The organism is Fictibacillus nanhaiensis (assembly GCF_023715445.1).
Classification (GTDB): Bacteria; Bacillota; Bacilli; order Bacillales; family Fictibacillaceae; genus Fictibacillus; species Fictibacillus nanhaiensis_D.
Genome location: NZ_JAMBOD010000004.1, coordinates 22,495 through 36,087, shown reverse-complemented (window position 1 = coordinate 36,087; position 13,593 = coordinate 22,495). Strand labels below are relative to the sequence as shown.

Sequence of the window (13,593 nt, the reverse complement as noted above, 5' to 3'; positions counted from 1 at the left end):
GTTTTTTAGCGGAGGCTCCGCTATTAGAAGCAACCAAAGATAAAGATGTTGAGATTGAATGGCTGCCGTTTGAACTCCGTCCCTATCCGCAGGAAACGTTAAAGCCTGAAGGCGAATATATCCAAAGGGCATGGCAAGAGTCAGTACTTCCTTTGGCTCAAAAAATGGGAGTTGAGATGATTCTGCCTAAAGTTTCACCTCAGCCGCATACACACTTGGCACATGAAGGGCTCCTGTTTTCCAAAAGGCATAACAAAGAAAAAGAATATGCCCACCGCGTATTTACGAGCTTTTATCAAGAAGGTAAAGATATTGGACAACCTGCTGTATTACGCAGCATAGCCGAAGAGATCGGACTCGACGGGGAATCTTTTGAACAGGCACTTGTTTCTCGCGAATTCTCGAGTGAGAGAGAAGAATATTTACGGCAAGCCTATGAAGAGGTGCAAATTTCTGCTGTTCCGACAATGTTTATCGGGGACAGAGTTTTAAAAGGACTGCACCCGCAGGCAAACATTGAACGCGCTTTAAGAGGTGCCATCCGGGACGAGAAGATGGAGTTTTGCGAAGGCGACGATGTGAATAAAAGACAGAAAAAAGAGCGCTTGGAAGGAAATCCTTCTTTGCGCTCTTTTTCGTTCTTAACAATGAAAAAAGGGGGTTGTTGATAGGGATGTCTATAATATAGCAAGTCTCATAAAAATGATGAGGAATATGTGATTTTTTTGATAATCGTTATCACTTTGTGACAAAGTCGCGTTGACGGACTAAAGAATAAAACAAAAAGAAAAAAGCCCTGTAAGGGGAGGGCTCTTTTCCGGGAAAGGGGGGGTACACCTATATCAGACGAATCAAATAAGAGAAAGTTTCAAAAAATGTAAATTTTCTTTTCTATCTTTTTAAAAAAAGTGATAAAGTTATAAAACAGAAAAAGATGAGAGAAGGAATGGGGATGAACGGATTTTTTTCAAAGTGGCATCCGGCAGTTATTGTTATTGTTACCGGTACGCTCTTTACACGGGCAGCTTTTTTCATGACGATGCCATTTTTAGCAATCTATTTATACAGTGTAAAAGGAATCGAGCCTGCAATGGTAGGATTGATTATCGGGGTTAGTGCTTTAACGGGGACTTTTGGCGGTTTCTTTGGGGGGTATCTTTCCGACCGCATCGGGAGACTGCCTGTCATGACTGTAGCTATTTTAACTTGGAGTGCTGTATTTGCCGGGTTTGCAATAGCCGAACAGGTATGGCACTTCTTTTTGCTAAATATGCTAAACGGTCTCTGCCGGTCATGGTTTGAGCCGATTTCGAGAGCATTGCTTGCTGATGTGACTACGAAAGAAAACCGGCTGCGTGTTTTTAATGCCCGTTATTTTGCTATAAATGTGGGAGCCGCGATTGGACCTGTAGCGGGAACACAGCTTGGTACTACTTCTTCCACACAAGCGTTCTATATCACTTCTGCTGCCTACTTGTTATATGCACTATTAATTATTGTTACACTCAAAGATTATTCAGCAGATCTAAAAGGCGGAGAGGAAAGAAAGTTCTCAATTAAATCTGCACTGACTGTACTAGCAAGAGATAAAGTGCTTGCATTTTTTTTAATAGGGAACACAATTGTAATGATGGCACAGTCACAAATGGATACTACATTAGCCCAATATATAGGAAACGCACCTCAATTCGAAAATGGGGTTAAACTGTTTGCTTATTTGGTCGTTACAAATGCCGTCACCGTTCTTTTATTGCAATTTCCAGTCACCAATTATGTTAGAAGATTTCAGCCTATGAACGCTCTCAGATTTGGAAGCATAGCATTCAGTCTGGCTCTGCTGGGGTTTGGGCTTTCAACGAACTGGATTTTTCTCGTAATCAGTATGATATTTTTGACAGTAGGGGAAATAATTGTTTTTGTAATGAGCGACGTTTTATTAGACGACCTGGCACCAGAGCATATGAGAGGTACATATTTTGGAGCGATGTCGTTCAGGTCGATCGGATTCAGCGCTGGGCCTTGGATCGGTGGGTTACTGTTAAGTACATTCGGTTTTGAGCATGGTTTTTATGTATTTGGCTGCTTAACACTTATATCCTTATTAGCACTGCCGTTTTTTCAATATGGAGAAGTTATTCGTAAAGAGATAGCGGCCAATCCATCAGTTTCAACTTAAGAGAGGAGCTTATAACACATGATTACAGGTATTGAGCACACAGGAATTATGGTTTCAGACATGGAAAAATCATTATCGTTTTACACGAAAATTTTAGGATTAAATCTATTAGATCGCTTCGACCACACGAGCGTCCCTGTAGAACTGGCTTTCTTAGGATTAGATGATAAAGTCTTAGTTGAATTAATCGCTGGTTATCCTGGAGAAGTAACGAAAGAAGGAAAAGTTCATCATCTTGCTTTCTCCGTTACAAACATAGAAGAAAAGTTTGTCATTTTAAAAGAAAGAGGTGTCCGGTTAAAAGACAAAGAAATTACTGAACTCCCAAATGGAAAGTATTTCTTCTTTTACGGACCTGACGAAGAATCACTTGAATTTTTTGAAAGAAAATAAATCAAAAAGAGGCTGCGGAGAAAACATTCCGCAGTCTCTTTTTAAATTCTTTGTAAAGGTTTTGCGAGGTGAAAGGATAGAGATCAAGTAAGTCGAAGTTTTCGGAATAATGCTAGATACCAGGCAATGTCTCTTTTAGGTATTGATTAGAGCAATATTCAACTCCATATTTGTACCGTCTTTCTCTGACATTTCGTGCTTTATTAGGGTCGATTGGGATCCGTTTTATTTCTGGATAAGATTCCATTATCTTGTGGGCTATTTTGTCTCCCGGTTCATCAGGATCCGTTAAAACGTAAACCTCATTGCATATCGTTAATGCTTGTTCAATTGCTCTTCTTTCTTTATGCCGAAATGAAATTCCATTCAATATAACAAAATGGGCATGAGGGTCGACACTTTGTACTCTCAGTTGATCACTTTTGCCTTCAACAATGTATCCGGTCATAGCGCCTCCTGTAAAACATAAGATTCACTATGATTTTATGGATTGCATATTGATAATAGTACAACTTCTAGAAAATTACTTGTTTATTAAAGGGGAATAAATATTGAAAAACCTGCTTTTCATCATGAAAACACTTTGTTATAGCATATTCTGGCTATTTCTCATCTATGGATTGTTTCTTTTAATTGATGGTACATCCGGCTTAATCGTTGCCGTAATTTTACTCGTGGCTTGTTATCTATTATTCAGTATTAGTTTAATTAATGAGAAGAGGTTCATAAGCTCTAAGTACGATAGAATCAGCCTCTTATTTTTAATCATAGTAGTGGGTTTATCTTCCGCTCTTTTTTCTATCTCTAATTATTTCCTTCATACTTCTTTAACTCATGAATTACCTGCGCGGGTAAAAAATCAATATTACGCAGAAGCACTTTTATTCGAAAAGGAGTTCTTATTTCAAAGGATCTCTTTTTTGAAGACGTTAAAAACAAAATCATCAGAACGTGCTGTGGTCTTCCATGAACCACAAGATACGGAATTAGCAAGCCTGGCTCTGAATCATATCCGCAAAGTTCAACTTTTGAATGAAAAAATGATAGACGTTCATAAACCAGTTCCAGTCACGATTATTCTTTACCGAAATCCGTTTATTTTTCAAAAGCATTTGCCTGATCATTCCTATGAAAATTTACATGCGCTGTATGTTCCATCAGAAGAAACGATCCATCTTTTAGTAACTACTGAAATGGATGAGTACCATAAGCGTTTTTTGGAACTCGCTGCTCATGAGTATACACACCATTGGATCGTAAGTTATTTAGCGAAGAATGGAAAAGATAATCGGCATTTGCCTCGATGGTTTGAAGAGGGGATTGCTGAATATGCAGGAATGAATAGTATAAGAAAGATTCCGCGATTTGTGCCTCTTAATCTGATTCCATTTACAAGACTTGATACTGTTGACGATTGGGCATATGAAAATCGGAGAAATTCTTCCCACTTGCCATATCGCCAAAGTTATTACGCGATTGACCAGTTGATCAGAGACGGTAAACAACATAAAATAAAGAATTTACTGTTAAATGACGAGCAAAACTTTTACCGTTCGTTCGAATATGAAATCGGAAAATCTGTTTTAGAATTTGAAGTCCGGTTTCTACGGGATGAAATGAGAGAATTTAGAGAGAAAAGAGACTCAGATGGACTTCCTAAATCTAAACCATAAAAAATTGACCCAATGAAATGGGTCAATTCGTTATCTGCTTTTTAGTTTCCTCTTAATAATTGGTAGTAATCTCTTTTTTCCTTGCTTTAATAAATAGGCAACTGCCATTCCTTTAATTCCTTTACTAATGCGTCCCATATTGTGAGCCTCCTTATCACCCAAAGGTGTTTCATGTAATATACCCGAAAACATTGTTCGGCAATCCATTTTATTTTGTATAGCGGGATACTTGTCTATACGAATGGTTTAATAGATGAATAAACTAAATCGAGCACAATCAAAAATATATACAGGAGTTGAATATTTTGACGCATAGAGGTTTTCCTTCCTTCCCAGGCCAAGGGGGAGGGCAAGGTTTCGGACCCCCAGGTGGTGGCCAAGGTTTTGGACCGCCAGGTGGAGGTCAATCCTTTGGTCCTCCGGGTGGACCGGGCGGAAAAGGACCAGGCGGAAAAGGACCAAGCGGTGGAAGCGCGCCAACATCACCACCACCAGGTTTTACTCCATCACAATCACAGGCGTACAGTTTAAGCGGGGGCGGAGGCGGTCAATATGGTGTTTATGCAGTTGATCCAATAACACTAAGATATTGTCTTTATCGCTACGTTTACATTTGGCCATCATGGGGACCTGGTTTCTGGGCATGGCTTATATTTGTAGGCCGTCGTTCAGTGGCAGGTTTCCGCTGGACAGGACGCCGCTGGGTTTATTTCGGACTGGATACTCGCCAAATCAATTCGTTCTATTGTTATTAAAAAGCCGCCAGTTGGCGGTTTTTTTTTAGGCATATTTCGGCTGCAGCAGAACTTCCCAAGCTTGATATGTCTTTATTGATGAAGGTATTTCTTGTTCAGAAATGAAACGTACTGTTTCCCAGACCAGTGGAGAGCACCATTCTTCCTTCAATAATTCAGGATCAACCCATAATGCACCTTTAGAATCCTGATCGGGAATAGTGGCTAAGTCACCCTTATCCGTTTCATCAATGGTACATAAATAATAGACTGCTGTATGCTGCGACAATGCCCACTTTTTGTAATTCCATGGAAGCTCATAACAGCGTTGACCAATTTTAGAAGCAGTAAGCACTTTATAGCCGGTTTCTTCTAAAACTTCACGTACAACAGTCTCCCATTCAGACTCACTGCTTTCTGGTGTGCCGCCGGGAAGGTCCAGTCGTTTTTTATAAGGACCGCCGCTTTTTTCAACCGTCAAGAGATGACCCTGGTTATTGAGGCAGATGCAATATATTCCTTTGTGTGTATGCATGATAAGCCTCCTTAAAAAAATACCTTTTCCCATTGAAAAGGCATTTGTCCATTCATTATTCTTTTACAAGATCATTCAATTCAGAAGTTAACACTTCAAACTTATTGAAACTCTCAACTACTTCCTCTACGCATCTATGCTGTTCTTCCACACTGGCAAGCACTTCTTCTACAGCACCGCTTGAAGTTTCTGCCGTTCCTGATACAGACTGGATCTCACCAACAATGTAGCCTGTTGATTCATAAAGCTGATTAATCAACGTTTGTACTTGTAAAGATTGTGCTGCTACTTGATCCGTATTAATTAAAATTTTCCCAAAGTTAACAGCTGTTTTTTGAGTGGCTTCAAGGCTTGATGAAACAACGCCCTGTGAACCGTGTACAAATTGTGCTGCCTGTTTTGCCTTGGAACGGATTTCTCCAAGGATGTTCGCGATCTGTTTTGTAGAGTTTTGTGAGCCTTCCGCTAAACGGCGTACTTCATCAGCGACTACCGCAAAGCCGCGACCTTGTTCACCTGCACGTGCTGCTTCAATAGCAGCATTTAATGCAAGAAGGTTTGTTTGAGATGATATTTCTTCAATCGTTGTTAAAATACCTTCAATCGACTCACTTTGTTCATTAAGTTCGTGCATCAGGGCGTTCGTTTGGTGCATAAGTTTACTCACTTCTTCCATCTTTGCAGAAAGCTCAGACACCTGGCTTTCTCCAGCCTTTGTTACTTGAGCTGTTTCTTCAGATAGTTTTTTCATATCGCTTGAGTGTTCAAATAAGCCTTTTGCTACATCATTCGTATTGGTAACTGACTGATTCATTCCGCCAACACTGACAGCCTGGGATTCAACGCCTTTTGCTACCTCAGTGAACGCATACGTAATGTTGCTGGAGATCTCACCAGTTCTTGCTACGTTTTCTTTTGCCGATTGGCTGAAGATATGTAAATTTTCAGTTGCTTCTTTTACTTTTTTCAATAGATGTTCAAGTTTGAGCTTATCACTTTCAGCTTGTTTTTCTGCTGTTAAAATATTTTCCTGCATTCGCTGGCCGATTTTAGCCTGAGCAACAAGTGCACCTGTAATAACGATCAAGAACACATTAAGAGAGATGATGATTTTCGGGTCTTGTCCCGCAAACATAGAATCTTTATATTGAAAAAAGAAAAAATTAGTTAACAATACTCCGCTTATACCCGATAGTAAGATTGAAATGTAATTATGATATAACGTAATAACAGCAAGACATACATAAGTCATCAAATAAGTAGAGATTTTCGGATTTGAGTGTGCCATGATAACGGTTAATATAGTTAATCCGATAACTACATAGTATTGAACGGCATGCGGCACCCATTTACGGTATGTCCAAATCGTCAGTGAAATCAGGATCATTAATCCAGATAGGCCATAAAATATGACACTATCGATTGTTTTTGTACTCGCGTAAGTACTTCCGAGTCCAAGAAAGTACATTCCCCATAACATTTTGGTTACAAGCTTATTCGTTTGTAAATTTGAGGCAAATGATGGATTCAAATTTTTTCATCTCCATTTTAGAATATATAAGTGCTATTCTTTATATCGACAAATTTAAGTAAGTATTAAAGACGCAATTGCCAGTATGTAACAATTATTTACAGAGTCGTCTAATTTAATGAGGTGATCAGTCATGACAAAAAAGACTTGGATAAAGAGTTCTATCCTTGCACTAGCAGTACTGCTATCTGCATGCAGCGGTGATGCTAATGAAACAGACAAAAAAGAAGAGGTGCAGAAAACAGGAGAACCGGCTCAAGACGCAGATAAAAAGGAAGAACCAGCAGCAGAACCTGCAGCTTCTATTGAAGAAGAAGGTACTTATATCGGTCAGATCGATAATAATTCAATTGAAGTAGAAGCAGGCGGTGAAACGATCGTACTCCGACTAACAGATGAAGTACGTGATACAGTTGCTAGTTTAAAAGATGGTTCAAAAGTTGCGATTGTTTATAAAAAAAATGAAAACGATCAATGGATACTTGAAAAGATTACAGCTTCAGATTCCGGAACAGATGAGCCGGCAGCTTCAAAAACTCTTAAATTTAGTGTGAACGGCTCTACAGTAGAAAAGGAAGCCACTTTAACAGAGAGTGAGCAAGATTATTATTTTTATAAACTGGGTGATTTTGAGTTTACAGCGGAAGAACCTCGTAAAGACCTGATGTTTGCAACTGAGTTTGCGGAAACATTTGTCAGAATCGAACCACTGTCAGAAGATGCTTCTATTGAAGATTTGAAGAAATGGGCTAACGATGAACTAGAAGCGGTCGGAGAGGTAAATGAAGTGAACGGAGTTGAAACAGCGGGTCCTGCTTTCGAATCCACTCCATTATTTATTACGGCTTCAAAAGATAATTTTAAAAAATACATTATAATCCATGAATTAAAGAGTGGAGCAATGATGAAATATACGATTAATCTTCCTCAGCATAATAAAACAGCAGAGTGGGAGCAGGCAATTTGGGCAATGCTCTCTACACTAGAAAACAAATAAGAACTTTAAAACGTGTCGTAATGATGCGTTTTTTATATTTTGATGGAATTCATATATATTATGAAAAATTTAAGTAATATAAACATTAACAAAGAGAGGGGCTTACAAGGCGTCGCTGCTGCGGATACACAAATTTATATGGACGGATGATGATTTACTTTTTTCAGATATGTACGAAATGGAGAATTATTAACATGAGTTGAAGCGGTAGAAATAAGTTTGAGAATTAGAAACATTAAAGTAGCGTATGGCATATAATATTTGCAAAGGGTAAAAAAGTTTCCTTAAGGAAAGATGGGTGAATGCCATGTGGTACAAAGAGAGCTCTTTGTTCAAACTTCAGCAATATACGCTGATCCTTCATAAACTAGGGATATTTTCGCAGGAAGATAAGGCAGATATTCTGGGAAAAATAGAAACTTACAAATCTAAGATAAGATTTAAAGAGTAAAGGTTCTCATAGCGGGAGCCTCTTCTTTTTGTGAAAAGAAAAAAACCGGCAATGGATGCCGGTTTCATATATAGGTTGGACTTATTTTTTAGTTACGTTAGCTGCTTGTGGTCCGCGAGCTCCGTCAACGATTTCAAATTCTACTTCTTGACCTTCGTCAAGTGATTTGAATCCTTCAGATTGAATAGCAGAAAAGTGTACGAATACGTCGTCGCCACCTTCAACTTCGATGAAACCAAAACCTTTTTCTGCGTTAAACCATTTTACTTTACCTGTTTGCATGTGAATGCCTCCTAGAACGTTTGCACATCTGTGCCGTAATTACCAAACAACTTTCAAACTCTTAAAAAGATGTAATCCAGTCCGGAATGGTTGTCACAAATATATCACAAAGGTGCTTGTCCCGCAAGGAACTTTTCTGAAAAATAGGAATAAAGAGGCACACTGAATTTATAAAAACAAAAGGCTGATTTCATAAACTTTGTTCCATGAAGTGGTTCATTTCCGCTTCAGGAAGCTCGCTTTCCGCGGGGCGGGCGGTGAGCCTCCTCGGCGCTCTGCCCCTGTGGAGTCTTAGCAGTCCCGCACCATACACGCCACTCAAATTTATCAACGATGTTTTTACAAACCCTATTTAAAAAACAACAATCTTTTAAAAAAGAACGAAACAAAATAAAAAACCATCTTCTACTCTTTGGTGGAGGATGGTTTTAATTCATGTGAAGGACGCGTTGCTACGATGCCAGTTGCCTTAACGATCTGGTTTAGAATATTTACTCGTGACTGATCATCAAAGTTTTGGGCTTTGACAAAAGCATAGCCATCTTCATTTGATACATAACGGGGAGGCAGGTTGTTGAGTGTTATGGCAAAAACATCTGCTTTACAGATCTCACACTTGCAAGGAAGCTGAAGTTGTCCCCAATAATTTCGCAAAGCTTCATCTACTAGTATTTCCATCGCATTTTTTACATTCATGGGTTGTTTACCCCTTTATACACAATCTATATGAATAGAATAGCTTATTCTTACTATATGTGTAAACTTCTTAACCATTTAACATGACCTTATGACTAGTATAAATTTTAATATATCCTGAAAATGTTACTATATTACTAAATTGACAATAATATATGATTTTTCTGAAAATAAACTTGAAATCATATATGATTTGAGATTAACATAGGAATATGAATACTCATCATAAACCCAACAAGCAGCAATATGCTTACCAAGTCATCCGCTCCCGCATTTTGGATGGCAGATATCCGCCCGGGTCTAAACTCGTAATCGACCAGTTGGCAAGAGAACTCCAAACGAGTGCCATTCCTGTTCGAGAAGCGATCAGATTGCTCGAGGCAGACTCTCTTATTTCCTTTAAACCATACTCAGGAGCAATTGTTACCCCCTTCGATGAAGAAGCATACTTAGAGACATTGTCTGTTTTAGCCGTATTGGAAGGTTTTGCAACTGCAGAATCGTCTAATTACTTTCCTCATGAAAAACTCGAAGAACTAAGAACCTTCACCAAGTTAATGGAAGGTGCACTTGATTCACTTGATTTTTCTCTTTTCTCCAACTACAACAAAGAATTCCATAAATTAACCTACAGATATTGCTCAAACCAGTTTTTAATGGAACAGATTCATTCAACCTGGGAGAGACTTGCTACGGTCCGAAAGAGTGGAGTGACTTTGAAGCCTTCCCGAATGAAACGATCCATTGCCGAACATTACCTTTTAATTGAGATGATTGAAAAAAGAGAAGATCCCGTGAAAATTGAGTCATTTACCCGTAGTCACAAAATGAATACGCTAAAAGCTTTTCTTGAGGAAAAATCGAGTCAGTCAAATACGATCAATTTCTAGGAGATGAAAAGAATGAATGTAGAAGAAGCCAAAAAAACACTTCGTGGATCTATTGCGCCTATCATCACACCGTTTCACGATGATGAATCACTTGATCTCGACACGCTTAAACGTTTAATAGATTGGCATATCAAGTCGGGAAGTCACGGTATCTCGGTAACAGGAACAACAGGAGAGCCTTCTTCACTAACGCTGAAAGAGCGTGAGCAAGTGATGGAAACAGCAATAAAAGCTGTAAACAAACGTGTACCGATCGTTCCTGGAACAGGCTCTACGAACCACCAAGAATCACTTCATCTTACAAAACTCGCACAAGAAATGGGTGCAGACGCTGCTATGGTTATCGTCCCATACTACAATAAACCTTCACAGCATGCCCTTTACAAACACTTTAAAACAATCGCAGACAGTGTAGATATTCCGCTTATCATTTACAACATTCCTGGCCGAACAGCGGTAAACCTTGAAGTGAAAACACTTGCTAGACTTAACGAAGACTGTCCGAACATTGTCGGTGTAAAAGAATCAAACAAAGATTTTGAACACATCAATCGTGTGCTATTAAACTGCGGACGTGACTTTTTGCTATATTCAGGAATCGAACTCCTTTGCTATCCGATGCTTGCAATAGGAGGAGCCGGATACATATCTGCAACAGCAAACGTTCTTCCGTCTAAAGTAGCTGAAGTATACAATGCATGGGAAACTGGAAATGTGGAAGAGGCACTCAAGCTTCATTACGATCTAATGCCGCTGAATGATGTTCTTTTTAAAGACACCAACCCAGCACCTTTAAAAGCTGCACTAGGGATGATGGGGAAAATTAACCCGACGTTAAGAATGCCGATGGACCTGCCGGAGGAATCCTTGCAAAAAGAAATCAGATCTGTACTAGCTGATTATGGATTAGTAGAAAAAATAGGGAGTGAAGCATAAATGAAACATGCGCGAGTGATATATGAAGGAAGAGAACAAAAAGGGACAGTGTCGGATGATGTGATTACATTCTCATCAGGTAAAACGGCAAACATAAAGGATATTGAAACATGGCTTCCGCCGTTGCAGCCAAACAAGATGATCGGCCTTGCACTTAACTATGCTGACCATGCGGATGAACTGGGTCTTGAGAAGCCAGCTGAACCCGTTCTATTTATTAAGCCGAACTCTTCTCTTGTCGGACATAAAGGGCAAGTGTTCTATCCAGACGGTGCGACATATATGCACTATGAAAACGAACTTGCGGTTGTGATTGGAAAAGAAGGTAGAAACATTAAAGCTGAAAACGCGATGGATTTTGTAAGCGGTTACACAATCGCGAATGATGTAACAGTCCGTGATTTTGTGAACAATTGGTATCGTCCGCCAGTACGTGCAAAAGGACATGATACGTTTGGTCCGATGGGTCCTTATTATGTGGATGCTGCAGATATTCCAGACGTTACAAACCTTGAATTGCGCACGTATGTGAACGGTGAATTAAGGCAGCAGGGAAATACGAAAGACCTAATGTATTCTATTCCTGAGATCATCGAGTTCGTGTCTTCGTTTATGACGCTTGAGCCGAACGATGTAATCTGGACAGGAACACCAAAAGGAATTTCACACGTTCACCCTGGAGATGTTGTGAGACTGGAAATCGACTATCTTGGCGTATTAGAGAACACGATTCTTGATGGTCGTACCCAAAAGGTACCAACGGGAGGGAAGGATAATGAAGCCAGAAGTTAACGAGATGATCCGTCATTATATTAACGGAAAGTTCGTTTCAGGCCATACCGGTGAATTCTTTGTAAACTTGAATCCTTTCACGAATGAAAAAATTAATACGGTCAGTGAAGGGACAAAGGAAGACATCAACCTGGCAGCAAAAGCCGCAAAAGAAGCTTTCAAGCAAGGACCTTGGGGTAGGATGAAACAGGAGAAGCGTCTTCCATTTATTTATAAGATTGCTGATCTGATCGATCGGGACATTGAAGAGATCGCATTGCTTGAATCATACGATACAGGGCTGCCGATCGCACAGACGAGAAAGATGGTTGGACGCGCGGCGGATAACTTCAGATTTTATGCGGAGATGGTAAAAAACCGGATGTCTGGAGAAGCGTATCACGTGGATGATGAGTTCATGAACTATACGATACAAAAACCGGTTGGTGTCGCTGGATTGATCACCCCATGGAATGCGCCTTTCATGCTTGAAACATGGAAGATTGCGCCTGCTCTTGCAACGGGTAACACGGTTATCTTAAAACCGGCGGAGTGGTCACCGCTTACAGCTAACAAATTAGCAGAACTAGTAGACGAAACAGGCATCCCTCCAGGTGTCTTTAACGTGGTACACGGTTTTGGAGAAACAGCAGGGGCATCGCTCGTTGCGCATCCGGATGTGCAGCTTATCTCTTTTACAGGGGAGACGAAAACAGGTTCAGAGATTATGAAAAACGGAGCGGATTCATTAAAACGCTTCTCGATGGAACTTGGCGGCAAATCTCCTATTATCGTATTTGAAGATTGTGACATGGAACGTGCGATGGATGCTTGTGTGTGGGGAATCTTCTCTTTTAACGGTGAGAGATGCACCGCTAATTCCCGTTTGTTTGTGCAGGAATCTATTAAAGATGAATTCGTTGCCAAGTTAAAAGAGAGAGTTGACAACATCATTGTAGGTGACCCGTCAGATCCTGATACAGAAGTGGGACCGTTAATTCATAAAGAGCACTATGAAAATGTGAAACGCTATCTTCAGATTGCAGTGGATGAAGGAGCAGAGGTTTACAGCCAGCCTCTCTCTGAATCTCACAAAAAAGGAAACTTTATAGCTCCTACTCTTTTATTAAATGTGAAGAATGATATGACGGTGGCTCAAGAAGAAATTTTTGGCCCCGTGTTATCAGTAATGACTTTCAAAAATGAGGAGGAAGTTATCGAATACGCAAACGATATTAAGTATGGTCTTGCGGGTTATGTATGGACGAACGATATGAAAAAAGGACTGCGCGTGGCAAACTCTGTTGAAGCAGGCATGCTGTGGGTGAATTCGCAAAACGTCCGTGATCTCCGCATTCCGTTCGGAGGCTCTAAAAACTCCGGAATCGGCCGAGAAGGCGGGCATTATGCGTTTGAGTTCTACACGGAAATGAAAGTTGTGCATGTTGCACTCGCTGACCATCACATTCAGCAGTTTGGAAAGAAAAAACAATCGCTTCAGACGGGAGCAAAACACTAGGGAGGGATT

General features: G+C 40.0%; 14 protein-coding genes and 1 pseudogene. 10 read left to right on the top strand and 5 right to left on the bottom strand.

Annotation, left to right across the window (positions count from 1 at the left end; all coding sequences use genetic code 11):
* Window positions 1-5: 5 nt before the first annotated feature.
* The 3 genes and pseudogenes from M3196_RS12330 to M3196_RS12320 form a co-directional block, all read left to right on the top strand.
* Window positions 6-668, top strand: a pseudogene (locus tag M3196_RS12330) (DsbA family oxidoreductase); the annotation flags it as partial.
* Between the two features lie 284 nt (window positions 669-952).
* A complete protein-coding gene (locus M3196_RS12325; protein WP_251322615.1) occupies window positions 953-2,176 on the top strand; it encodes an MDR family MFS transporter in 1,224 nt (407 codons plus the stop codon).
* Window positions 2,177-2,194: 18 nt separating this feature from the next.
* On the top strand, window positions 2,195-2,569 hold the full coding sequence (locus M3196_RS12320; protein WP_251322614.1) for a VOC family protein: 375 nt from the start codon (window positions 2,195-2,197) through the stop codon (window positions 2,567-2,569).
* Window positions 2,570-2,681: 112 nt separating this feature from the next.
* Here the strand turns inward: M3196_RS12320 and M3196_RS12315 are convergent, their stop codons facing one another.
* Window positions 2,682-3,017, bottom strand: a complete 336-nt coding sequence (locus M3196_RS12315) for a toprim domain-containing protein (RefSeq protein ID WP_251322613.1) — start codon at window positions 3,015-3,017, stop codon at window positions 2,682-2,684.
* 103 nt (window positions 3,018-3,120) lie between these two features.
* On the opposite strand from M3196_RS12315, the gene M3196_RS12310 reads away from it, so the two are divergent.
* A complete protein-coding gene (locus M3196_RS12310; RefSeq protein ID WP_251322612.1) occupies window positions 3,121-4,242 on the top strand; it encodes a hypothetical protein in 1,122 nt (373 codons plus the stop codon).
* 305 nt (window positions 4,243-4,547) lie between these two features.
* A complete protein-coding gene (locus M3196_RS12305) occupies window positions 4,548-4,997 on the top strand; it encodes a transporter (protein WP_251322611.1) in 450 nt (149 codons plus the stop codon).
* A 25-nt stretch (window positions 4,998-5,022) separates the two neighbouring features.
* Here M3196_RS12305 and M3196_RS12300 read toward each other — a convergent pair whose 3' ends face one another.
* Both M3196_RS12300 and M3196_RS12295 read right to left on the bottom strand, forming a co-directional pair.
* The gene (locus M3196_RS12300; protein WP_251322610.1) at window positions 5,023-5,511 is read right to left on the bottom strand and encodes an NUDIX domain-containing protein; all 489 of its coding nucleotides are present in this window, start codon (window positions 5,509-5,511) and stop codon (window positions 5,023-5,025) included.
* Window positions 5,512-5,566: 55 nt separating this feature from the next.
* Entirely contained in the window at window positions 5,567-7,042 is a 1,476-nt protein-coding gene (locus tag M3196_RS12295; protein ID WP_251322609.1) for a methyl-accepting chemotaxis protein, read from the bottom strand.
* A gap of 133 nt (window positions 7,043-7,175) precedes the next feature.
* Between M3196_RS12295 and M3196_RS12290 the strand changes: the two genes are divergently transcribed.
* Window positions 7,176-8,039, top strand: coding sequence for a hypothetical protein (locus tag M3196_RS12290; RefSeq protein ID WP_251322608.1), 864 nt, complete (start codon window positions 7,176-7,178; stop codon window positions 8,037-8,039).
* 532 nt (window positions 8,040-8,571) lie between these two features.
* Here the strand turns inward: M3196_RS12290 and cspD are convergent.
* Window positions 8,572-8,772: a cold-shock protein CspD gene (gene cspD / locus M3196_RS12285; RefSeq protein ID WP_066237152.1), complete on the bottom strand. Its 201-nt coding sequence runs from the start codon at window positions 8,770-8,772 to the stop codon at window positions 8,572-8,574.
* A gap of 405 nt (window positions 8,773-9,177) precedes the next feature.
* Window positions 9,178-9,468 carry a late competence development ComFB family protein gene (locus tag M3196_RS12280; protein ID WP_251322607.1) on the bottom strand — a complete coding sequence of 97 codons (291 nt, stop codon included), beginning with the start codon at window positions 9,466-9,468 and terminating at the stop codon, window positions 9,178-9,180.
* Window positions 9,469-9,680: 212 nt separating this feature from the next.
* On the opposite strand from M3196_RS12280, the gene M3196_RS12275 reads away from it, so the two are divergent.
* The 4 genes from M3196_RS12275 to hpaE are packed head-to-tail and all read left to right on the top strand — an operon-like array spanning window position 9,681 to window position 13,584.
* Window positions 9,681-10,358, top strand: a complete 678-nt coding sequence (locus M3196_RS12275; RefSeq protein WP_251322606.1) for a GntR family transcriptional regulator — start codon at window positions 9,681-9,683, stop codon at window positions 10,356-10,358.
* A 3-nt stretch (window positions 10,359-10,361) separates the two neighbouring features.
* Window positions 10,362-11,294 carry a 2,4-dihydroxyhept-2-ene-1,7-dioic acid aldolase gene (gene hpaI, locus M3196_RS12270; protein WP_251322605.1) on the top strand — a complete coding sequence of 311 codons (933 nt, stop codon included), beginning with the start codon at window positions 10,362-10,364 and terminating at the stop codon, window positions 11,292-11,294.
* Window positions 11,295-12,086, top strand: coding sequence for a fumarylacetoacetate hydrolase family protein (locus tag M3196_RS12265; protein WP_251322604.1), 792 nt, complete (start codon window positions 11,295-11,297; stop codon window positions 12,084-12,086).
* The gene (gene hpaE, locus M3196_RS12260; RefSeq protein WP_251322603.1) at window positions 12,070-13,584 is read left to right on the top strand and encodes a 5-carboxymethyl-2-hydroxymuconate semialdehyde dehydrogenase; all 1,515 of its coding nucleotides are present in this window, start codon (window positions 12,070-12,072) and stop codon (window positions 13,582-13,584) included. Before M3196_RS12265 ends, hpaE begins: the two co-directional genes overlap by 17 nt.
* Window positions 13,585-13,593 lie beyond the last annotated feature (9 nt).

Excerpts from the sequence above, each read along its gene's own strand:
- M3196_RS12275 (WP_251322606.1), top strand. The coding sequence starts at position 9,681 with ATGAATACTCATCATAAACCCAACAAGCAGCAATATGCTTACCAAGTC.
- cspD (WP_066237152.1), bottom strand. The coding sequence starts at position 8,772 with ATGCAAACAGGTAAAGTAAAATGGTTTAACGCAGAAAAAGGTTTTGGT.
- M3196_RS12320 (WP_251322614.1), top strand. The coding sequence starts at position 2,195 with ATGATTACAGGTATTGAGCACACAGGAATTATGGTTTCAGACATGGAA.
- M3196_RS12315 (WP_251322613.1), bottom strand. The coding sequence starts at position 3,017 with ATGACCGGATACATTGTTGAAGGCAAAAGTGATCAACTGAGAGTACAA.
- hpaI (WP_251322605.1), top strand. The coding sequence starts at position 10,362 with ATGAAAAGAATGAATGTAGAAGAAGCCAAAAAAACACTTCGTGGATCT.
- M3196_RS12325 (WP_251322615.1), top strand. The coding sequence starts at position 953 with ATGAACGGATTTTTTTCAAAGTGGCATCCGGCAGTTATTGTTATTGTT.
- M3196_RS12290 (WP_251322608.1), top strand. The coding sequence starts at position 7,176 with ATGACAAAAAAGACTTGGATAAAGAGTTCTATCCTTGCACTAGCAGTA.
- hpaE (WP_251322603.1), top strand. The coding sequence starts at position 12,070 with ATGAAGCCAGAAGTTAACGAGATGATCCGTCATTATATTAACGGAAAG.
- M3196_RS12300 (WP_251322610.1), bottom strand. The coding sequence starts at position 5,511 with ATGCATACACACAAAGGAATATATTGCATCTGCCTCAATAACCAGGGT.
- M3196_RS12265 (WP_251322604.1), top strand. The coding sequence starts at position 11,295 with ATGAAACATGCGCGAGTGATATATGAAGGAAGAGAACAAAAAGGGACA.
- M3196_RS12280 (WP_251322607.1), bottom strand. The coding sequence starts at position 9,468 with ATGAATGTAAAAAATGCGATGGAAATACTAGTAGATGAAGCTTTGCGA.